The 18,410-nt window shown below is 67.3% G+C and carries 22 protein-coding genes; 12 read left to right on the top strand and 10 right to left on the bottom strand.

The window, feature by feature from the left end:
• Positions 1-23: 23 nt before the first annotated feature.
• A complete protein-coding gene (locus E3O44_RS16900; RefSeq protein WP_134535976.1) occupies positions 24-1,745 on the bottom strand; it encodes an HNH endonuclease signature motif containing protein in 1,722 nt (573 codons plus the stop codon).
• A gap of 231 nt (positions 1,746-1,976) precedes the next feature.
• Between E3O44_RS16900 and E3O44_RS16895 the strand changes: the two genes are divergently transcribed.
• From E3O44_RS16895 to E3O44_RS16885, 3 genes are read left to right on the top strand one after another with little or no spacing between them, the layout of a single operon-like run.
• Entirely contained in the window at positions 1,977-2,879 is a 903-nt protein-coding gene (locus E3O44_RS16895; RefSeq protein ID WP_134535974.1) for a VOC family protein, read from the top strand.
• Entirely contained in the window at positions 2,876-3,511 is a 636-nt protein-coding gene (locus E3O44_RS16890) for an alpha/beta hydrolase (RefSeq protein ID WP_134535972.1), read from the top strand. The genes E3O44_RS16895 and E3O44_RS16890 overlap by 4 nt, the downstream gene beginning before the upstream one ends.
• 51 nt (positions 3,512-3,562) lie before the next feature.
• Complete coding sequence (locus E3O44_RS16885; RefSeq protein WP_134535970.1) at positions 3,563-4,177, top strand: hypothetical protein; 615 nt, start codon at positions 3,563-3,565, stop codon at positions 4,175-4,177.
• A gap of 52 nt (positions 4,178-4,229) precedes the next feature.
• On the opposite strand, the gene E3O44_RS16880 is transcribed toward E3O44_RS16885, so the two are convergent.
• Positions 4,230-4,610 (bottom strand): VOC family protein, encoded by a 381-nt coding sequence (locus tag E3O44_RS16880; protein ID WP_134535968.1) that lies wholly within the window; start codon positions 4,608-4,610, stop codon positions 4,230-4,232.
• Between the two features lie 136 nt (positions 4,611-4,746).
• Between E3O44_RS16880 and E3O44_RS16875 the strand changes: the two genes are divergently transcribed.
• Positions 4,747-5,826: a hypothetical protein gene (locus E3O44_RS16875; protein WP_134535966.1), complete on the top strand. Its 1,080-nt coding sequence runs from the start codon at positions 4,747-4,749 to the stop codon at positions 5,824-5,826.
• Positions 5,814-6,170: a GntR family transcriptional regulator gene (locus E3O44_RS16870; RefSeq protein ID WP_338144748.1), complete on the top strand. Its 357-nt coding sequence runs from the start codon at positions 5,814-5,816 to the stop codon at positions 6,168-6,170. The genes E3O44_RS16875 and E3O44_RS16870 overlap by 13 nt, the downstream gene beginning before the upstream one ends.
• A gap of 38 nt (positions 6,171-6,208) precedes the next feature.
• Here E3O44_RS16870 and E3O44_RS16865 read toward each other — a convergent pair whose 3' ends face one another.
• The 3 genes from E3O44_RS16865 to hxlB all read right to left on the bottom strand — a co-directional run bounded on the left by E3O44_RS16865 (position 6,209) and on the right by hxlB (position 7,931).
• Positions 6,209-6,535, bottom strand: coding sequence for an antibiotic biosynthesis monooxygenase family protein (locus tag E3O44_RS16865; protein ID WP_134535963.1), 327 nt, complete (start codon positions 6,533-6,535; stop codon positions 6,209-6,211).
• A gap of 113 nt (positions 6,536-6,648) precedes the next feature.
• A complete protein-coding gene (gene hxlA, locus E3O44_RS16860) occupies positions 6,649-7,272 on the bottom strand; it encodes a 3-hexulose-6-phosphate synthase (RefSeq protein WP_134535961.1) in 624 nt (207 codons plus the stop codon).
• A gap of 74 nt (positions 7,273-7,346) precedes the next feature.
• The gene (gene hxlB / locus E3O44_RS16855) at positions 7,347-7,931 is read right to left on the bottom strand and encodes a 6-phospho-3-hexuloisomerase (RefSeq protein WP_134535960.1); all 585 of its coding nucleotides are present in this window, start codon (positions 7,929-7,931) and stop codon (positions 7,347-7,349) included.
• Positions 7,932-8,032: 101 nt separating this feature from the next.
• On the opposite strand from hxlB, the gene E3O44_RS16850 reads away from it, so the two are divergent.
• The 3 genes from E3O44_RS16850 to E3O44_RS16840 all read left to right on the top strand — a co-directional run bounded on the left by E3O44_RS16850 (position 8,033) and on the right by E3O44_RS16840 (position 10,199).
• Positions 8,033-9,331, top strand: coding sequence for a LuxR C-terminal-related transcriptional regulator (locus E3O44_RS16850; RefSeq protein ID WP_134535958.1), 1,299 nt, complete (start codon positions 8,033-8,035; stop codon positions 9,329-9,331).
• Between the two features lie 95 nt (positions 9,332-9,426).
• Entirely contained in the window at positions 9,427-9,630 is a 204-nt protein-coding gene (locus tag E3O44_RS16845) for a hypothetical protein (RefSeq protein ID WP_134535956.1), read from the top strand.
• Positions 9,631-9,683: 53 nt separating this feature from the next.
• Positions 9,684-10,199: a hypothetical protein gene (locus E3O44_RS16840; RefSeq protein WP_134535954.1), complete on the top strand. Its 516-nt coding sequence runs from the start codon at positions 9,684-9,686 to the stop codon at positions 10,197-10,199.
• A gap of 27 nt (positions 10,200-10,226) precedes the next feature.
• Here the strand turns inward: E3O44_RS16840 and E3O44_RS16835 are convergent, their stop codons facing one another.
• Positions 10,227-11,393 (bottom strand): epoxide hydrolase family protein, encoded by a 1,167-nt coding sequence (locus E3O44_RS16835; protein WP_134535952.1) that lies wholly within the window; start codon positions 11,391-11,393, stop codon positions 10,227-10,229.
• 24 nt (positions 11,394-11,417) lie between these two features.
• Complete coding sequence (locus tag E3O44_RS16830; protein WP_134535950.1) at positions 11,418-12,038, bottom strand: dihydrofolate reductase family protein; 621 nt, start codon at positions 12,036-12,038, stop codon at positions 11,418-11,420.
• Between the two features lie 210 nt (positions 12,039-12,248).
• On the opposite strand from E3O44_RS16830, the gene E3O44_RS16825 reads away from it, so the two are divergent.
• Together E3O44_RS16825 and E3O44_RS16820 are read left to right on the top strand one after the other, a co-directional pair.
• Positions 12,249-12,875 (top strand): TetR/AcrR family transcriptional regulator, encoded by a 627-nt coding sequence (locus E3O44_RS16825; RefSeq protein ID WP_134535948.1) that lies wholly within the window; start codon positions 12,249-12,251, stop codon positions 12,873-12,875.
• Entirely contained in the window at positions 12,872-14,014 is a 1,143-nt protein-coding gene (locus E3O44_RS16820; RefSeq protein ID WP_134535946.1) for a DUF6544 family protein, read from the top strand. Before E3O44_RS16825 ends, E3O44_RS16820 begins: the two co-directional genes overlap by 4 nt.
• Positions 14,015-14,024: 10 nt before the next feature.
• On the opposite strand, the gene map is transcribed toward E3O44_RS16820, so the two are convergent.
• Entirely contained in the window at positions 14,025-14,786 is a 762-nt protein-coding gene (map, locus tag E3O44_RS16815) for a type I methionyl aminopeptidase (protein WP_134535945.1), read from the bottom strand.
• Between the two features lie 49 nt (positions 14,787-14,835).
• Here map and E3O44_RS16810 point away from each other — a divergent pair, with 49 nt between their 5' ends.
• Positions 14,836-15,105, top strand: a complete 270-nt coding sequence (locus tag E3O44_RS16810) for a helix-turn-helix domain-containing protein (protein ID WP_134536035.1) — start codon at positions 14,836-14,838, stop codon at positions 15,103-15,105.
• 119 nt (positions 15,106-15,224) lie between these two features.
• Entirely contained in the window at positions 15,225-17,363 is a 2,139-nt protein-coding gene (locus E3O44_RS16805; RefSeq protein ID WP_134535943.1) for an elongation factor G-like protein EF-G2, read from the top strand.
• Between the two features lie 16 nt (positions 17,364-17,379).
• Here the strand turns inward: E3O44_RS16805 and E3O44_RS16800 are convergent, their stop codons facing one another.
• Entirely contained in the window at positions 17,380-17,817 is a 438-nt protein-coding gene (locus tag E3O44_RS16800; RefSeq protein WP_134535941.1) for a VOC family protein, read from the bottom strand.
• A gap of 58 nt (positions 17,818-17,875) precedes the next feature.
• Positions 17,876-18,376 (bottom strand): GNAT family N-acetyltransferase, encoded by a 501-nt coding sequence (locus E3O44_RS16795; protein WP_134535939.1) that lies wholly within the window; start codon positions 18,374-18,376, stop codon positions 17,876-17,878.
• Between the last annotated feature and the right edge of the window lie 34 nt (positions 18,377-18,410).

Below are 18,410 nucleotides of genomic sequence, written 5' to 3'. Positions count from 1 at the left end.
GGTGAGGCGGGGTTCGGCCTCGGTCAGTCGCGGTTGGGTGGTCCGGTCAGGACCTGGTGGGCGCGGTGCCGGTTCGGTGGCCGCCAGAGTCGTTGCGGGTCGATCAGTCCGGGTGCCCGCACTTGGGGTGAGCCTTTCACCATGCGGATTTCCCACCCCGATGTGTCGATGGTGTGGTGATGGAACCAGCAGAGGAGGACCCCGTTGTCGACGTTCGTGGGTCCGTCTTTCGCCCAGGGCTTCACGTGGTGCACTTCGGCCCAGTGCGCGGGGGCTTCGCAGCCGGGGATGATGCACCCGCCGTCCCGGGCGGTGATCGCCCGCCGCTGGGCCCGGTTGAAGTAGCGTCGTTCGGGGCCGAGCTTGAGGACCTGGTTGTTCTCGCCGAATAACACCCCTTGGAAGCCGCCGTCGCAGATGCGCTGGTGCACCGTCTTGAGCGACACGGGGGCTTCGACCCCGTCGATCCACCCGACGCCGACCCCCGACGCGAGGTCGGCGGCGTTGACGTGCACCATCACCGTGGGAGCGGACCCGCCCATCGATGGCGTGTCCTGGTCGCGGGCGGCGTGTTCGAACAGGGCGCGGAGGATGTCGGCGCGTTTCTCCCCGCTGGTGCGGGTGTCCTGGCGGCGTTCCCGGAGCTCGGCTTCGATCACGTCCAGCTCCGGGCCGGTGCCGGCGTCGCTGTCGTCGTCGCCGGCGGTTTCGGCGCCGGGGATCATTTGCCCGGAATCCATCAGGGCCTGTTCTTCCTCGGTGGGGAATGCGGGCCGGGCGTGGAAGCTGAGGAAGGCGTCGAAGAGGGTGTTCATCATTCCGAACAGTTCCGGCGTCACGCCGCCCTTCACCGGATACAACCCGTTCTTGAGTTGGCCGAAGCCGATGTTCGATTTCGCCTCGAACAGGTCCTCCTGTGGCAGGACGCCGTCGGGGTCGAGGAAGGCCTGCCACTGGAGCACCATGCCGCGGATCAGATCCGCGGCCGCGGGGACCCCGGCGCCGGCGAGGATCTCGGTCTCCGGGGTGATCCATCCGGCCGCGATGGCGACCAGGGCCCGTTCGGCGACCTCTACCTCCGCCGGGACTGCCCGGTGGCTGACCAACCCGAGCCCCGTCGTGATCAGTTCCGCTGCTTCGACACCGATGTCCCCCGCGGTGAGGGCGGCCCCGACCACGGGGAACAGTGGCGGCAATACAGTCAGGCCTGCCCGGCGGGGAAGCACCGCGTCGCCGAGTTTCGTGCGCCGTTTCACTTCCCGGGCCGAGACCCGGGTCACCCGGGTCAGGACGTCCCAGGGGCCCTTGCAGCCCATCTTCCAGGCCAGCCCGTCCCGGCCGAGCACCCGCGCCCGCCGGTCCACATCCGTCGCCGTATTGACCCGGGCCGCATCCACCGTCCGGCCAATCGCCTCGACTTCCTTCAGCGCCGTGACCGCTTCCGCATCGCTGAGCAACCCGACCGGGATCGCCGCCAACGCCTCCACCAAAACCGAACGCGCTTCAGCGAGCCGGGCGACAGCATCCGCATGCACCGACGCAACCGCCCCGGCCAGCCCCTCAGCACCCTCGAAACCCTCAGCAATCGCAACCGGATGAGCCGACTCGACCTGCCCATCCAAAGATCCGACCGACGACTCAGCCGACGACTCGGTGGAGGCGAGGCCCATCGGTGTGGGCTGATTCCCCGCGATCAGATCGTCTGACTGCGGGGGATGTGACTGTGGATCCGTAGCTCCTGCCATACCCCGATTCTACCCCGAATCGAAAATGAATGCGAGACTTACTCACTTAATTTTGTGTATGTGACCCGGACTTTCACACGTGAATGTGACGCTGAGTGCCACCCGTCAATTCTTCGAGTTGTCAAGAAAGATTACTTGACGCTTCAAGTAATCTGCTAGGATATTGGTTGTCGGTTCAACTAAGCGGGTTGAGCATGACGAGTGAGCCCGACGCGACTGCAGGAGACGAACATGACATTGACCACTGACCTGACCGGATCCCGGGCCGCCGCCGGTGACCTCCTCGCGGCGACGACCGGCATGGATGCCGTCACGCTGCGAGTCGGCGACCTCGCGTTGATGTCCTCCTACTACCGGGAGGCGCTGGCGCTCGACCCAATCAGTGCGCACGGGACGTCGGTCGTGCTCGGCCGCGGCACCACCCCGCTCGTGGTGCTCGAGCACACCCCCGGACTGCCGGTTCCGGCCCGCAACCAGGCCGGACTCTTCCACACCGCCATCCTGTTCGACACGAGCGCCGGCCTCGCCGCGACCGTGCTTCAGGCCGCCCGTGACCAGCGCTCGAGCTTCGTCGGCAGCGCCGACCACATCGTCAGCAACGCCTTCTACTTCACCGACCCCGAGGGCAATGGGATCGAGCTCTACGTCGACAGGGACCGGTCGGAGTGGGTCTACACGAACGGGCAGGTCCAGATGGACACGCTTGCCCTCGATCCGAATGCTTTCCTGCAGCAGAACCTGCCCGCCGACGGGGGAGAGGCCGCCGTCGGTCCGGCCACGGTCGGCCATGTCCACCTCCAGGTCGGCGACCTCGAGATGGCCCGGCGCTTCTACGTCGACGCCCTCGGCTTCGAGACGACCCTCGACCTCCCCGGGGCGCTGTTCGTGAGCGCAGGCGGCTACCACCACCACATGGCGATGAACGTCTGGAACAGCGGCGGCGCAGGTCCGCGTGCCGCGACCCTCGGCCTCGCCGACGTGGCGATCACCGTGCCCGGCCGCGCCGATCTCGATGCCGTGGCGGAACGCCTCCGTCACCGTGCGATTCCCCTCGAAGACACAGGCAGCAGCATCCGCGTCGACGACCCCTGGAAGACCCGCGTCACCCTGACCGTAGGCGAGGCCTCGGCATGAGCCCCGCCATCGAAATCACGGCTCGCCGCGACGGTATCGACCCCGCGCTCCCGTCGGGCCGCCCGCTCCTGCTGCTCCTGCACGGGTACGGTTCGCACGAGGGCGACCTGCCGAGCCTCGTCGCCTACCTGCCCGACGGCTTCGACTGGGTATCGCTGCGCGCGCCGCTCGGCCTGCCGACCGGCGGTTTCGCCTGGTTCCCGATCACCGTTCCCGGTCGGCCGAGCGCAGAGCCCGTCATTGAGGCAGCGGATGCCGTGCTCGCGTGGCTGGACGCCAACGTGCACCCGGGCACACCGGTCGTTCCCCTCGGTTTCTCCCAGGGTGGCCTCATGGCCACCCAGCTTCTCCGGCAGGCGCCTGGCCGGTTCCCCGCCGGCGTGGTGCTTTCCGGATTCACCCTCGATGCAACGCTCCCGGGTGACGAGGCGCTTGCGGCCGTCCACACGCCCGTGTTCTTCGGCCACGGGGATGCCGACCGGGTCATCTCAGCGGAGACGACCGCACGGGCCAGCGCCTGGCTCCCCGGTCACACCGCCCTGACCGAAAAGGTCTACGCCGGGCTGCCGCACTCGATCTCGGCCGAAGAACTCGCGGACGTGTCGCGGTTCCTGACGGAGACCCTGGTCTGACGGCCTTCCCCGGTGCACCGCTAAACTCCTTCTGACCGGCGGGGGAATTAGATGGCCATGCCACAAGGACCGACAGCTCAACGCATCCAGCGTCCACCACGGCGGCCGGCACCCGGCTGGCCGTTCTGGCTCGCGTTCGGTGTGCTCCTACCCCTCGCCCTGATCGGGCTGGTCATCTGGACGAGCATCGCCTCGGCGGGTGCGCACGTCGTCGACGACCAGCACAGGCTCCTTGGGCGCTCGGCGCTCGTGACCGGAACATTCCTGGAAGCCGAAAACGTCAGCGCACTGCCCGAGATGAACGGCTTCTACACGGCCGTCCTCCCCGACGATGCTCCTGGTGCACTCGCTGGGTCCGTGCAGAGGCTGGGAGGGCCGATGAACATCGGCTTCCCGCCCTCCAAGGAATTCCCGCAGTCGCAGGATTTCCTCGTCACCTACGACGGCGACCAGGTGGTCGTCGAACGGTTCGGAAACCCCGGCCGCGTCGGTGCCGTCACCGAATCATCAGTCCGGTCCGCGGAGAGCACTGCGGCCGTGTACACGGGGTTCCTCATCTTCGGTTGGATCTGGCTGGTCCTGGTGGTGACCGTGCTGCCGACCCTCGCCATCACCTTCAGCGTGCGGAGACGTCGGGCGCGAATGCCGGGGTTTCGGGTCAACTGACCAGGTCCGGGGTCCATGGCCTCTCCGGAGACTCGCAGTCGTCCGCGAGAACTCACACGGGGCCGGCGACGCCGACCAGGTTTCCTGCGGGGTCCCGGAAATGCCCGACGGTGATTCCGCCGCCCTCGTTGCGCTGCGGTCCGAGAACGACGGTTCCGCCCAGTTCCTGCGCGGCCCGGAGCGCATCGCTCACGCTCTCGACGCCGACGTAGAAGATCGCGTGCGGGGTGAATCCTGCGCCCCCGCCGATTCCGCCGGCCGCCGGTCCCCAGCCGGGTTCCGGGTTGATGAAGGAATAGTCAGCGGATGCCGAGATCGCGGGAGCGACCGGGGCTCCTGCGGGTGCATCCCACCCGAAGAGCGCCGAATAGAATTTGCGCAACCGTGCCGGATCGGGGCCGATGAGCTCGAAATGCACCACGGAATTTCCCATGCCGCCATTCTGCACCCGAAGGTGTACAGCCGGTCTCGTTCTGTTCTAGTCGAGCCCTTGACCGGCCAGGCCGTTGAATGTATCGTCATTTTTGATACAAGTTTGTCTGGTGGGCGACGGCAGGGGTGGGCGTCAGATGGTTCTTCGCATGTGGTTCTTCTACACCCTTCTGCCGCTGGTGACGGCGACCATCGTGCCGCTCGGCATCCTGCTGCACGGCGTCCGGGCGGATGTCCGTGACCAGAGCCCCCACGCGTTGGAGACTGCTGGACAGTCCGGCTGGGAGCCTGCGGCTGCAACGCACGTCCGCCGCGCGAGGCTCGTGGCGGGGACAGTCGCCGGATTCTTCCTCGTCGATCTTCTGTGGGTCGGCCCATTCAGTGGATGGTTCGGGGGTGCACCGGACTATTCACCGAATTGGCTGCCTCGGATTCTTCCCGTGTCCATCGCCGCAGCGGCGATCCTCGTCCTCGTCCTGCTTCCCTCTCGCTCCGTTGGCGCGGGCCGGGTGCTTACCGCCGAGATGGACCTGCAACCACGCAATCTCGGATCCTTCGGCTCACCCTGGTGGCTCGTGGCCTGGCTGGTGTTCGCGGTCGCTCTCGTTCTGACGGTGGTCCTCGCCGGGCTCGTCTCCAGTCCCGATGACGAGGGCCGCTATTCCATCCTGATCATCAACCTCGGGTCGGCGAGTGCCCGAGGCGACTTCCTGGGCTGGTTCTACGGGGTGCCGCTGCTCTGCGCACTCGGGGTACTGATGGTCCTCACCCTCCTGGCCCTGTGGTCGATTGTCCGCCCGACGGTGGCGAAGCGGGCTGCACGCGCCGTGGACATCCAGCTTCGACGGCTGCAGACCCGAACCGTGCTGAGCTTGAGCTCCGGTGCACTCCTCGTCACCCTCGGGCTCGCGTGGACATCCATTGGTTTCGCGGGACGGATGTATATCGGGACGACCTTCCCCGGTGTCGGCGATGTGAAAGTCGGGTCGCCCCTTGAGGCGATCGCGATGCCGCTCTGGGCGGCCGGCTTCGTCGTCGAGGGGCTCGGCCTCGCGCTGATCATGCTCCCCGTATTCACCCGGCGTATCCGGGTCTCCTCAGCCGTCGAAACGCCCAGCACCGCTCCCGCGAATGCGAATGCGAATGCGAATGCGAATGCGAATGCGAATGCGAATGCGGGTGCAGGCACTGAGCGGTCCGAGCAGTGGCATTCCTGAGCTTTGAAGGTCCCGGGCTGCCCTCAGAGCAGATTCACCGACAAATGCGCAGCCGAATTCTTGCGGGTACCCTCGCAGGCGGGGAGCGGCTGCCTTCCGTTCGGCAGCTCGCCAGGGACCTGGGCGTCGCATCGGGAACGGTCGCCAAGGCCTACAAGTTCCTCGAAGAGGATGGTCTCGTGGTCTCGCGCGCGGGTGCTGGCACGCGGGTCAGCGGTTCCGTTGCCACCCCGCCCGCGTCCGTCATGAAAGCTGCGAGGGAACTGGCGCGCGCGGCAGTCGCCAACGGCGTTCAACTCGACGAGGCGATCCTCACGCTTCGCGCGACCTGGCCGCAGGACTAGCGGACACGAGCAACGAGGCTCGCAGTCGAAAGGTGCTCTCAGCTGTTGGAACCACCGGCAACGGCGTAGGACCACAGCTCGCTGCTCACGCCGACCGGGCGTGCAGTGGGCTTCCCGTCCTGCGGTGCCTCGCTGCGGTGGCCGTGCGCGAAGGCGGGAGACGTGGACCAGGCCTGGAAGGACTCCTCATCGGCCCAGCGAGTGATGACCAGCCAGGTGCTGCGGTCGTCGGTGGGCTGCAGCAGCTCGAAGCCCTCGAAGCCCGGGGCGTCGTCGACGGCCCCTGCTCGGGCGGCGAACCGGCGAGCCAGCTCGTCGCCGTTGTCGGCGGGGACAGTAATCGCGTTGATCTTGATGATCGTCATCGGGCTTCCTTCTGTCGTGAACGCGGTGGTGACCGCGTCGTTGGCCCCATGCTGCCACCGCTGGCTGCATGAACCCTCGGTGGCTCGCGCGGGGCCTCACGAGGCGCGGGGTCCTAGATGATTGCGGCGCGCAGTTCCTCGGCCGCTGCCGCAGGGTCTGCGGCGCCGTAGATGGCGCCACCGGCAACCGCCACGGTCGCACCCGCGCGCTGCACACCCTTGATCGAAGTGAGATTGACCCCACCGGCGACTGAGAAGGGAACCTTTGAGGCCTCGCCGTCGTCCAGAAGGGTCTGGAAAGTGAAGCCGGGCTCGGCCTGCTCGTCGAGTCCCGCGTGCATCTCGACGAACACGGCACCCATCGCGGTGACCTCACGTGCCCGGGTCACCTTGTCGGCGACGCCGATCAGGTCGACGACGATTCCCTTGCCGTGAGCGGTGGCGGCCTTGACGGCTCCGATGATCGTGCTGTCTCCGGCCGTCCCCAGAACGGTAACGTAGTCGGCCCCGGCGGTGAACGCGATGTCGGCCTCGAGCTCGCCGGCATCCATCGTCTTCAGGTCGGCGAACACGAGCTTATCCGGGTGCGCCTTCTTGATCGCGGTGACGGCACGCAATCCTTCGGCCTTGATGAGCGGGGTGCCGAGTTCGATGATGTCGACGTGCGGCGCGACCTGTGCGGCAAGAGTGAGGGCGGCGTCCAGTGTGATGACGTCCATGGCGACCTGCAGTTTCATTGCTGATTCCTTACTTCGGTTGTGCTGGTTTCACCCTGCTGGCCGCGGTCGCGGGCAGGGAAGCATGAGGGGGTCTATTCGAGGTTCGCGTGCCGGGGCCACAGCTCTTCCGCAGTGGCACCGGAGTCTTTCCAGAGGGCGTCGAAGAGGGCGTCGCCGACGAGAACCAGCGACTGCTCGAAGAGTCCGCCGGAGTACTGCGCCGAGATCAGCCCGGCATGGTCCTGCTTGGTTGCGGCCGGGATCACGATGACCACATCGGCGAGCTCGCCGAGAGGAGAGGTGCGGTCGGTGGTGATCGCGACGACGCCCGCTCCGACCCCTGCCGCGGTGGACGCGGCGCGGACGATGCCAGTCGTTGTGCCCGAACCGCTTGCGACCACGAGGACGTCGTGTTCGGTGATCGCCGGGGTGGTCGCGTCACCCACGACGTGCACGGCAAGGCCCAGGTGCATAAGGCGCATCGCCGTCATCCGCAGGGCCAGGCCAGATCGGCCCGCGCCGAGGACGAAGACGCGTTCCGCGGCGCGAACCCGGTCGGCCGCACGGTCCAGATCGTCCCCTGATTCGCGTGCCAGCCGGTCCACGACGCCCTGGACTTCGCCCGAAATGCTGCGGAGGGAGTCTGCCGTGCGAGCGGATGTCGTGGAATAGGTCATTGCCCCATCGTGCGCGCCACCCGCCGCAGACGAGGCCACCCGAACGAGCGGATGCGCCTACCCGTTCGGGTAGCGTCCCGCACTCTGAGTAGGGTGGGGATATGGCAGAAGCGAGTATTTCCCCCTCGGTCGAGTTGCTCCTCGAGCTCCGGCAGGTGCTCGAGAGCCCGCTACTCGGCATTGCGGGAGCCTTTTCCGACCTGCTGCAGGGGCGCATTCCGCACGGCGCCCTGGTGATCTTCACCGAGGACTGCACGGGGCGCCCCCAGAAGAAGGCGGGCCAGGCGGAGGTCATCGACCACGTCACGATCGCGGAGCTCGATGTCCTCCGCGATGCCGTTGCCCTGCGGGGCGGATCGGTGTGGAACGAATCGGCGATGCTGGCCCGATCCGACCGGGCGATGTCGGCCTGGATCGCATCGACGGGCGCCCTTCTGGTCCTGACCGACCCCGACCTGACCGGGGTGACCCCGACCGGAGTCCGGGAAACGCGGGACCTCGTCGCTGCACTCTGGGACCTGGTCGCGTCGGGCATCCGCACCCAGGTCGTCGCGGCCGCGCCGGACTACCTGCGCGATTCGCGGATGGCATCGCGAGACCGAGCCACGCTCATTGCGGAACTGACCGATGCCCACTCCACAACGCTCGAACTGCTCCTCGCGGTCCTGCGTTCACGGCAGACCGGTGACGCGGCCGCACGCCAGACGGCGATCGACCTGGCCGTTGCCGCCATGGTGCAGCTGCGCGCGGTGAGCGACCGCGACCGCTTGTTGTCCGAGGAGCCGGTCGCCCGCGCGTTCGAACGGCTCAGAAACGACCTGAGGCCCCTGGCCCGCTTCGGGGACCTCGACGTGCAGTTCATCGAGCCACCCGTGAACGGCCGCGCGTTGCCGGGCGAGGTCGCCCACGCCGGACGCGCGATCGTGCGCGGCGCGGTGCTCGCCCTGGTCGATCAGCCCGGGGTCGCCCGCGTGCGGGTGCAGTGGGACTGCGACGGCCACAACCTGCTGATCAACATCCGTGACGACGGCCCGGGCGACCTCTCCGCTGAGACGCCGAGCGTGCGCCAGCTGGTCGCCCGGGTGGCGTCCCTCGACGGCGACTTCCATGTGGATGCCATGCCCGGCTGGGGCTCGGACATCTCCGTCTCCCTGCCCCTCGACCCGCCCTCGTCAGCCATTGCGCCCGCATCCGGATGGGGGCTGACGACACGTGAGCAGGGCGTGCTCGACCTCGTCGCCACGGGGGCGCGCAACCGCGCGATCGCGGATGCCCTGTCGATCAGCGAGAACACGGTGAAGTTCCATGTCGCGAACGTGCTCCGCAAGCTGGGAGCCGTGAACCGCGCCGAGCTGGCCTCACTCGTCCGCCAGACCGAGACCCCTTCGGCACTTGCCTAGCCCGCGCATCCTCACCTTCAGAATTTAACAGTTTTGACCGGCTTTTTGTGTGATGCTGTACAGACAGTGGTTTGGGAATCGGGGAAGGATTCATCATGACTGCAGGTGGCTTGATGATTGTGCTCATAGCGGGTGGGGGACTGGGCCTGGCGGTTGTGATCCTCGCCGCCTTCTATCTCTTGTCGTCGCGAACGCGCTTGAATGCGGCGGCCCGCGATCTGAACGGGTCGAACCCGGAGCTCGCCCGAGCGTTCACTCAGTTTCAAGCGGACGTCGAAAAAGGGCAGCGCGGACTGTGAGCGAACCGACGCTGGTCCGCGCGCTGACTCCCGTCCGAGGATTCTGGATCAGCGTGGTTCTCACCGTTCTCGGGCTCGTCACGGTGAGACTGCTGTACTCGACGCTGTACGGACCCCTGAACCTGGGCTGGCTGTCGAGTGACCTGGTGCAGTTCGCGGGAGTGCTCTTCCAGGGCGTCGTGCTTCCACTGGGAATGGCCCTGATGGTCGCGTCCCTGATAGTGCGCGCTTTGGCGGACACATCAGTGGTCACCAGGAGCGATCGACACGAGGACCCGGAAGACACGCCGACCTGGCCGCTGCGGTTCACGTCTCGGACCGCCCTCGTGCTCGGGCTCGTGTTCGCTGCAGTCGGTGTCATCTTCCAGATGAATGTCTCCACCTGGACCCAGACGATCCAGGGTGATTCGACCTTTCTGAGAGACTTCGTCGTCTACTTCGGCGGGCCGTTGAGCGACCTCGTGCTTCCGCTGGGCGTGCTCCTGATCGCCGGCGCCTGGATACTCCGGTCGATCGAGGACCGCCAGGAGGCCGGCGCCCCGGCACAGGGCGGGGACCAGGCCCGGTGAGTCACAGCGGCCAATGCGCTGACCGGATCACATCGTCGAGGGACGGAACGGTCGAAAGAAGGTCCGCAATTCTTCCGCGTACTGCTCGGGTTGCTCGAACGGCGCGAAGTGACCGCCGCGGACGGGTTCGCTGAGGTACACGACATTGGCCATGCGGTCCATCCACTCGCGTGGCGGGCGCACGATGTCGCCGCCGAAGATGGAGAACCCGGAGGGCACCTCGACCCGGCGGGTCACCCGTGAGCGGGGGATGTCGGCGTTCGCGTGATACATCCGCATGGAGGAACCGATGGTGCCCGTCAACCAGAAGATCATGACGTTGGTCAGGATCTCGTCCTTCGTGAAGGCCTCGCCATCGGCGGAGTCACTCCACGAGCGCATCTTCTCCACAATCCACGCGGCGAGGCCGACCGGGGAATCCGTCAGGCCGAAGGCCGCCGTTTGCGGTTTCGATCTGTGGATCGCCCCGTACGCACCCTCATCCACGCCCCAGGCGGCAACGCTGTCGAACCAGGTGCGTTCCGCAGGGGAGAGGGTCGCGGGGTCTCCGTCGAAAACAGGAAGCCCGGCATCCATTCGGTGCACGGCGACGACGTTTTCTGGATGGTCGAGCGCGAGATAGCGGCTGACGTGACTGCCGATGTCCCCGCCGGCGGTTCCGAACCGACCGTAGCCTAGGGTCCGCATGAGTTCGGCCCAGAGCCCGGCCACCGCGGGGGAGTCGAGAGGCAGGCCTGCGGGCCGGTCCGAGAAGCCGAACCCGGGCATGTCGGGAACGACGACATCGAAGGCATCGGCCGGATCGGCCCCGTGTGCGCCCGGGTCAGTGAGCAGCGGGATCACCTGGGAATAGCGCCAGAACGAGTCGGGCCAGCCGTGGTTGAGGATCAGCGGCAGCACGTTCTGAGATTCACCGGCCGCACGGGCATGCACGAAGTGGATGCCGAGCCCGCCGATCGAGGCCGTGAACCGGGGGAGCCGCGCGAGCTGTGCCTCCTGCGCCCGCCAGTCGAAGTCGTCGAGCCAGTAGGCGACAAGTTCCTGGAGCGATTCCAGATTCCCACCGAGGGACCACCCGGCACCCTGCGGCTCATCGGGCCAGCGCGTGGCGCGCAAACGCACGCGGAGATCCTCGAGTTCTTCATCCGAGGCGCGGTAGGTGAAGGGTTGCGGCTGAGTCGACTCTTCCGTCATCTCGTCGACGATACCGGGATCCCGTCAGGTCATGTCGCCCGTATCCGGGGTGGAGCCTTTAGGACCGTACCGCAGCAGAATCGTGCCCGCCGGGGACGGAGTCCCCGCGGCGATCAGCTCGAGGGACGCGGGCGGCCCCTCCGGCGGGAAGAGGCGCTTGCCCGCACCGAGCACGATCGGGTACACCCAGAGGTTCAGCTGGTCGAACAGGTCACCGGCGACAAGAGTGCGGGCGAAGTCGATGCTGCCGATCACGTGGATGTCCTCGTGCCGCTCGCGCAACACGGCCAGCTCCACCGCGAGGTCGCGACCGAGCAGATGCGAGTCGCGCCAGGAGAGGTCCGGCGCGCCTCGGGATGCGACGTATTTGGGGATCGCGTCGAATTTGCGCGCGATTTCGGACTCAGGCCCGTCGAGCTGGTGCGGCCAATACCCGGCGAAAATGTCATACGTGCGCCGCCCCAGAAGCAGGGCATCCATGGCCTGGATTCCCGCGATTATCTGGGCGCCATCGGCTTCGTCGATCAGGGGCGCCTGCCAGCCGCCGAACCTGAACCCGCCGTCGGTGTCCTCGTCGGGGCCCCCGGGGGCCTGGGAGACCCCGTCGAGCGTGGTGAACAAGTCGATATGGACGCGGCCGGTCATCGGGATCTCCCATCGTCGCGGCGTGCTGTCGCCTCAGAGAGCAATATGCTGGCCGATCGCCGCCGTGTCAAGAACTCGCGGAGGGCTTGCCGCCACACGGTCAGCTCGGGCCTCTCGGTGTACGTTCCGGTGATTTCCGTAACGCAGCGTTGCGTAACTCGATAACTCCTGTTACGTTACTAAGCGGAACGTAATCGAGAGGCGGTTCTGATGTCGGATTCACTGGTGGCGCCGCGCCGGCCAGGCGGTCGCGGCAGCGACGTGGGTCGCCCGCGCGATCCGGGCATGGATCGGTCGATTCTGGCCGCCACGATCGAATTGCTCGCCGAGGTCGGCTACGCCCGCCTGACAGTTACAGACGTCGCCCGGAGGGCCGGCGTGAGCAAGCCCGCCCTCTATCGGCGGTGGGCGCAGAAGTCCCAGCTCGTCGTCGAGGCGATGGTGACCCAGATGCGTCCGGCACGGAACAGCGAGACCGGCAGTGCAGCCGGCGATCTGCTGTTCCTGACCGAACAGCTGATCGACATCCTGACCCGGACTCCGCTGGGCCGGGTGCTGCCCGGCCTGGTGGCCGAGATGGCCACCGATCCCGAGCTCGCGACCAGCTATCGCGAGTTGATCATCCGGCCCAACCAACTCGAGTGGCGTGCGGCCGTCCGACGCGGAATCGCCTCGGGCGAGTTGTCCGCCGACACCGATATCGACTTCGTTCTGAACGCGCTCGCCGGGCCCGTGTATTTCAGCCTCCTGATCACCGGCGCACCGATCGAAGCCGGCTACGCGCGGTCGGCTGTCGATCTTGTCCTCGCCCGCTTCGGAACGGCAGCCCGCGCATGACCAGGACCCTTGTTCGGTGGTTCGTCGTGGTCATCCTGATCGCACACGGATTGATCCACCTGCTCGGCGCCGCCAAGGGTCTGGACTGGGCCCCGGTGACGACGCTGACCGAGCCGATCGAACCGGAACTCGGTGTGGTCTGGCTGGCCGCCGCGATTGCGCTCGTCACGACCGGAGCGCTGTTCGCGGCCCGCGCACGGATGTGGTGGGTCGCCGGAATCGCCGGCCTCCTGATCTCCCAGACCGTGATCCTGACGTCGTGGAGCGATGCCCGGGCGGGAACGCTGGCCAACCTCGTGCTCCTCGTGGCGCTGGGATACGAGCTCGCCGCACAGGGACCGGGAAGCTACCGTGCCGAGTACCGGCGTCGGGTCGCGACCGCGCTGCGTGCATCCGTGCCCGGCGCAGGAGCGGTGGTGACGGAGGCCGATCTGGCGCGACTCCCGGCGCCGGTCGCCGAGCACGTCCGCCGCTCCGGCGCCGTCGGCCAGCCCCGGGTCTCATCCCTGCGGGCAACCATCCACGGCCGGATTCGCGCCAGCGCGACGTCACGCTGGATGACGTACACGGGCGAGCAGGTCAACACCTACGGCCGCACGCCCAGCCGGTTGTTCTGGATGGACGCCACAATGTTCGGCCTGCCGGTCGACGTGCTGCACGTCTTCGTCGACCGGTCCGCCACGATGCGCGTCAAGCTGTGCTCCGTACTGCGGATGGTGAACGCCGCGGGGCCCGAGATGGACCGCGCCGAGACCGTGACCCTGTTCAACGACCTGTGTATCCTGGCCCCTGCGGCACTCGTCGACGCCCCGATCGTCTGGCAGGAGGTCGACGACACCCATGTCCGGGGCGTGTTCACGAACGGTGCACAGACGGTGAGTGCCGACCTGACCTTCCGCAACGGAGACCTCGTCGACTTCCGCTCGGACGACCGGATGAGTACTTCACCCGACGGGTCGACCTTCACGCCCCAACCGTGGTCGACGCCGGTGGGTGACTATCGCGTGTTCGGTACCCGCCGGCTCCCTGCCCACGGGGAAGGCCGCTGGCATGCCGCCGCTCCCCAGGGCGAGTTCGCCTACCTCGAATACAACCTCGACGCCATTACCTACAACGCCGGTGCGGCATCGACCGACTGACGGAACAGGGTCAGGCGGTCAACAGGAGTGGGCCATCCTCGGTGATGGCGATGGTGTGCTCGGTGTGTGCGGCTCGGCTGCCGTCGGCGGATCGGACGGTCCAGCCGTCGGGGTCCATGCGGATGCGCGACGTCGTCTTCGCCCACCAGGGTTCGAGTGCGAAGACGAGCCCGGGGCGGATGGGGAAACCGCGGCCGGGGCGGCCGTCGTTGCAGATGAAGAGGTCCCCGTGCATGGTCCGTCCGACGCCATGCCCGCCGAATTCGTGGTTGACGGGGTAGCCGTACTGGGCCGCGACGGCGCCGATCGCCGCGGAAACGTCCCCCATGCGGTTACCGGGGTGGGCCGCGGCGATCCCGGCGGCGAGGGCCTCCTGGGTCGAGCGAATCAGGATCACGTCGTCGGGGTCGGGTCGCCCGACGATGACGGTGACGGCGGCATCGGCCACCCAGCCGTCCACCGAGACGGCGAAGTCCAGGCTCAGGACATCGCCGTCGCGCAGCCGGTAGTCGTGGGGGAGCCCGTGTTGTGCGGCGTCGTTCACGGAGAGGCAGATGACGTTTCGAAACGGGCCGTTGCCGAATGACGGCGCATAGTCCCAGTAGCACGAGACTGCTCCGCGTTCAGCGACCGCCTTTCGCGCGGCGAGTTCGAGGTCGAGCAGGTTCACCCCGACCGCTGCTTGAGCCGACAGCGCGGATAGAGTGTCTCGAACGAAGGCGCCCGCTGCGCGCATCTGCTCGATTTCGGAGGGGGTGTGTAGTTCGATCATGTCGGTATAATAATACCGCATTGCTCGTTACTGGAGGAAGTTGATGATGATGGTTCGCCTGCCGCTCACCCCCGAACAGATCGAGGCGGGTCGGCGCCTGGGCGCGACCCTGCGCAGCGCACGCAGCACGCGATCACTGAACGAGGTCGCCGCGCGGGCCGGCATCTCCCCGGAAACTCTGCGGAAGATCGAGACCGGCCGGTTGCCGAGCCCCGCATTCGGAGTGGTGGCGGCCCTGGCCGGTGCCCTCGACCTCTCCCTGGACGATCTCGCAGCGCAGTGGGCGGGCGTCGCGGTCCGGGCCGTTCGGAGCGCCTAGGCCAGTTCGACCGCACAGCAGGGGACCGCCGTCGACCCTGCCCTTGCCCTCCGGTCCGGCCCGGGGTCAAATCGACTACAACGGTGCGGGAAGGCCGCGACAACGACGTCAGGAGCTTCATGTCCGGAAAAGGCACACACGGCTCGTCCATCGGAACGACAACACCGGCGCAGCGTCCGGAAAAGATCCGCAACGTTGCCCTGGTCGGCCGCTCGGGGGCCGGTAAGACGATGCTCACTGAAGCGCTGCTCGCCGCCACCGGGGCCATCAACCGAATGGGATCGATCCTCGACGGCACCACGGTGAGCGATTCCGACCCGTCCGAGATCCACCAGCAACGCTCCGTGACGCTCTCGGTCCTGCCCATCGTCGTCGACGACATGAAGGTGAACCTGCTCGACACCCCCGGCTACGCCGATTTCGTCGGCGAACTGCGAGCCGGCCTCCGGGCCGCGGATGCTGCGCTGTTCGTCGTCTCCGCCGTTGACGGCGTCGACGCCGCCACGACCGCGCTGTGGGCGGAATGCGAGCGAATCGGGATGCCGCGCGCCGTCGCGATCAGCCGGATCGATCATCCCCGGGCCCGCTACGAGGCGGTCCTGGCGGAGTGCCAGGACGCCTTCGGTTCCTCGGTCCTGCCGCTCTACCTGCCGATTCGCCGGGCCGGGACGATCACCGGATTGCTGGGGCTGCTCTCCGGCACGGTATCGGACTACACCGCGGGCGTCCCTCGCCCCGTCCGCCGGCCGGCGACCGAGGTCGAGCTCAGCGGCGCCGAGTCGGCGCGGGCCCTCCTGATCGAGGGCATCATCGCCGAAAGCGAGGACGAGACGCTGATGGACCGCTATCTCGGCGGCGACGAGATCGGCCTCGACACCCTCATCGCCGACCTCGAGATCGCCGTCGCTCGCGGGTCCTTCTTGCCGGTGCTCGCGACATCCGCTGAAACCGGCGTGGGCGTGACGGAGCTGCTCGAAGTCGTGACCGGCGCATTCCCGTCGCCGGTGGAACGCGGCCTGCCGTCGGTGACGGCACGGGACGGGCAGCCGGTCGGGCCGCTGGCGTGCGATCCCGCCGGGCCGCTCGTCGGCGAAGTGGTGCGCACGACCATTGACTCCTTCCTCGGCCGGGTGTGCCTGGTGCGGGTCTTCTCCGGCACGATCCGGGAGGACTCGACCGTGCACATCGGCGGGCACGCGAGCGCCGAGCGGGGCCGCACGGACCACGACAGTGAGGAGCGCGTGACGCACCTGCAGTTCCCGCTGGGGTCCGCCCTCCACCCGGCGCCGTATTGTGTTGCGGGCGACATCTGCGCGCTCACCCGGATGTCCAGCGCCGAGACCGGCGACACCGTGTCGTCGCGCGAGACGCCGATGCTGGTCACTCCCTGGGAGATGCCGGAGCCGCTGATGCCCGTCGCCGTGCAGGCGGCAACGCACGGTGACGAGGACGCACTGGCCAGGAGCCTCGCGAAGGTGGCTGCCGTCGACCCGACCCTGCGCGTGGAGTGGAACGCCGAAACCCATCAACTGATCCTCTGGTGCATGGGGGAGGCGCACGCCGAGGTCGTGTTGGACCGGCTGCGCGGCCAGGGCGTGAAGGTGCAGACCGTCGGTGTCATCACGCCGCTGCGGGAGACGTTCGCCCGGGCCGTCTCCGCGCGCGGACGGTACGTCAAGCAGTCCGGCGGTCACGGCCAATATGCCATCTGCGACATCGACGTCGAACCACTCGAACGCGGAGCGGGGTTCGAGTTCGTCGACAAGGTCGTCGGCGGCGTGGTCCCCGGCCAGTACATCGGGTCGGTCGAAAAGGGCGTCCGGGCGCAAATGCAGAAGGGCGTTTCCGCGGGGTTCCCGGTCGTCGACATCCGGGTGACAGTGGTCGGCGGCAAGGCGCACAGCGTCGACTCCTCGGATGCCGCGTTTCAGGCCGCCGGTGCGCTCGCGTTGCGCGAGGCGGCCGCCGCGAGCCGGATTCAGCTGCTGGAACCCGTCTCCGTGGTGACGATCACCGTGCCGGACGGCTCCGTGGGCACGGTGATGAACGACCTGTCCACCCGGCGGGGGCACCTGACCGGTGTCACGTCAGTCGGTGACGCACGGAGCGAGATCACCGTCGAGATTCCGGACGCGGAGCTGCTGCGGTACGCGATCGAACTGCGCGCCCTCACCGCCGGGAGTGGCCGGTTCCGCCGCGCCTACCTGCGGCACGAACCGGCGCCGTCGAATGTGGTGACCGATTCCGTGACCTTGTGAGTCGGTCAGTTCTCGTTTAGTTCTGCTTCAGCTCTTCGGCGAGCATCACGATAATGCCGCTGGGACCACGGACATAGGTGAGCTTGTAGACATCCTGATAGGTCGCGACCCCGCGAAGCGGAAAGCATCCGTGTTTCGCGGCGATCGCGAGGGCGTCGTCGAGGTTGTCGACCGAGAAGGCGACGCGATGCATGCCGATCTCGTTGGGACGAGTGGGCTCCGACTCGATCGCTTCGGGGTGGATGTACTCGAAGAGCTCGAGGCGTCCGTGGCCGTCTGGCGTCTGGAGCATCGCGATCCTGGAATGGTTGCCATCCAGACCGACGGCCGTGTCGGTCCACTCGCCACTGACCTCGTCACGGCCGATGACCGTGAGGCCGAGGTCCGTGAAGAAGGAGATCGCCGCTTCGAGGTCGCGAACGGCGATGCCGACATTCTCAAGCTTGATGGACATGCGCTTCATGCTAGCCATCAACTGACGGATTCTTCCGTAACTGCTGAGCCGAGGCGGTTTACAGAAGTGACCCGTAGACCAAGCGGATGTCGATGGCTCCGCCCAGGTCATCCTCTTCGAATTCGAGGCCGATCTTTTCCGCGACGCGTCTCGAAGCCCGGTTGTCGGGGTGGATGATCGCCACGAGGTGTGCTGCCTGCACGATGTCCCTGGCGAAGTCGAGGCACGCCGAGGCTGCCTCGGTTGCGTAACCACGGCCCTGAAGCTCCGCCCGCACGTGGTAGCCGACCTCGAGTTCAGGTCGGCCGTTGACGGCCTGCCAGGTGAGGCCACAGTCACCGACGAACTCACCCGCCGTCGTCTCGATGAGCCACAGACCATAGCCATGCTCGAGATAGTTGCGCTTGTTCCACTCGATCCACCGCTGGGCCTCCTCGCGGTTCTTGGGCCGCGGGTAGTACTCCATTACGTCCGCGTCAGCCAGCATCGCGGCCATGTCGTCGAGGTCAGCATCGGTCATGTTCCGAAAGACCAACCGGTCCGAGTGGGGGAATGACATGCTCCGACCTTACGAGGCAGCCGCCCCGGGGAGA

The sequence above is a fragment of the Cryobacterium algoricola genome, assembly GCF_004402485.1.
Classification (GTDB): domain Bacteria; phylum Actinomycetota; class Actinomycetes; order Actinomycetales; family Microbacteriaceae; genus Cryobacterium; species Cryobacterium algoricola.
The sequence above is the reverse complement of the archived record's forward strand: the minus strand, read 5'-3'. Positions and strand labels throughout refer to the sequence as shown.

Coding starts and splice junctions, on each gene's coding strand:
- E3O44_RS16835 (WP_134535952.1), bottom strand. CDS start 11,393: ATGACGGAAGAGTCGACTCAGCCGCAACCCTTCACCTACCGCGCCTCG.
- E3O44_RS16830 (WP_134535950.1), bottom strand. CDS start 12,038: ATGACCGGCCGCGTCCATATCGACTTGTTCACCACGCTCGACGGGGTC.
- E3O44_RS16885 (WP_134535970.1), top strand. CDS start 3,563: ATGGCCATGCCACAAGGACCGACAGCTCAACGCATCCAGCGTCCACCA.
- E3O44_RS16800 (WP_134535941.1), bottom strand. CDS start 17,817: ATGTCCATCAAGCTTGAGAATGTCGGCATCGCCGTTCGCGACCTCGAA.
- map (WP_134535945.1), bottom strand. CDS start 14,786: ATGATCGAACTACACACCCCCTCCGAAATCGAGCAGATGCGCGCAGCG.
- E3O44_RS16795 (WP_134535939.1), bottom strand. CDS start 18,376: ATGTCATTCCCCCACTCGGACCGGTTGGTCTTTCGGAACATGACCGAT.
- E3O44_RS16805 (WP_134535943.1), top strand. CDS start 15,225: ATGTCCGGAAAAGGCACACACGGCTCGTCCATCGGAACGACAACACCG.
- hxlA (WP_134535961.1), bottom strand. CDS start 7,272: ATGAAACTGCAGGTCGCCATGGACGTCATCACACTGGACGCCGCCCTC.
- E3O44_RS16865 (WP_134535963.1), bottom strand. CDS start 6,535: ATGACGATCATCAAGATCAACGCGATTACTGTCCCCGCCGACAACGGC.
- hxlB (WP_134535960.1), bottom strand. CDS start 7,931: ATGACCTATTCCACGACATCCGCTCGCACGGCAGACTCCCTCCGCAGC.
- E3O44_RS16810 (WP_134536035.1), top strand. CDS start 14,836: ATGGTTCGCCTGCCGCTCACCCCCGAACAGATCGAGGCGGGTCGGCGC.
- E3O44_RS16845 (WP_134535956.1), top strand. CDS start 9,427: ATGACTGCAGGTGGCTTGATGATTGTGCTCATAGCGGGTGGGGGACTG.
- E3O44_RS16825 (WP_134535948.1), top strand. CDS start 12,249: ATGTCGGATTCACTGGTGGCGCCGCGCCGGCCAGGCGGTCGCGGCAGC.
- E3O44_RS16820 (WP_134535946.1), top strand. CDS start 12,872: ATGACCAGGACCCTTGTTCGGTGGTTCGTCGTGGTCATCCTGATCGCA.
- E3O44_RS16880 (WP_134535968.1), bottom strand. CDS start 4,610: ATGGGAAATTCCGTGGTGCATTTCGAGCTCATCGGCCCCGATCCGGCA.
- E3O44_RS16875 (WP_134535966.1), top strand. CDS start 4,747: ATGGTTCTTCGCATGTGGTTCTTCTACACCCTTCTGCCGCTGGTGACG.
- E3O44_RS16890 (WP_134535972.1), top strand. CDS start 2,876: ATGAGCCCCGCCATCGAAATCACGGCTCGCCGCGACGGTATCGACCCC.
- E3O44_RS16900 (WP_134535976.1), bottom strand. CDS start 1,745: ATGGCAGGAGCTACGGATCCACAGTCACATCCCCCGCAGTCAGACGAT.
- E3O44_RS16895 (WP_134535974.1), top strand. CDS start 1,977: ATGACATTGACCACTGACCTGACCGGATCCCGGGCCGCCGCCGGTGAC.
- E3O44_RS16850 (WP_134535958.1), top strand. CDS start 8,033: ATGGCAGAAGCGAGTATTTCCCCCTCGGTCGAGTTGCTCCTCGAGCTC.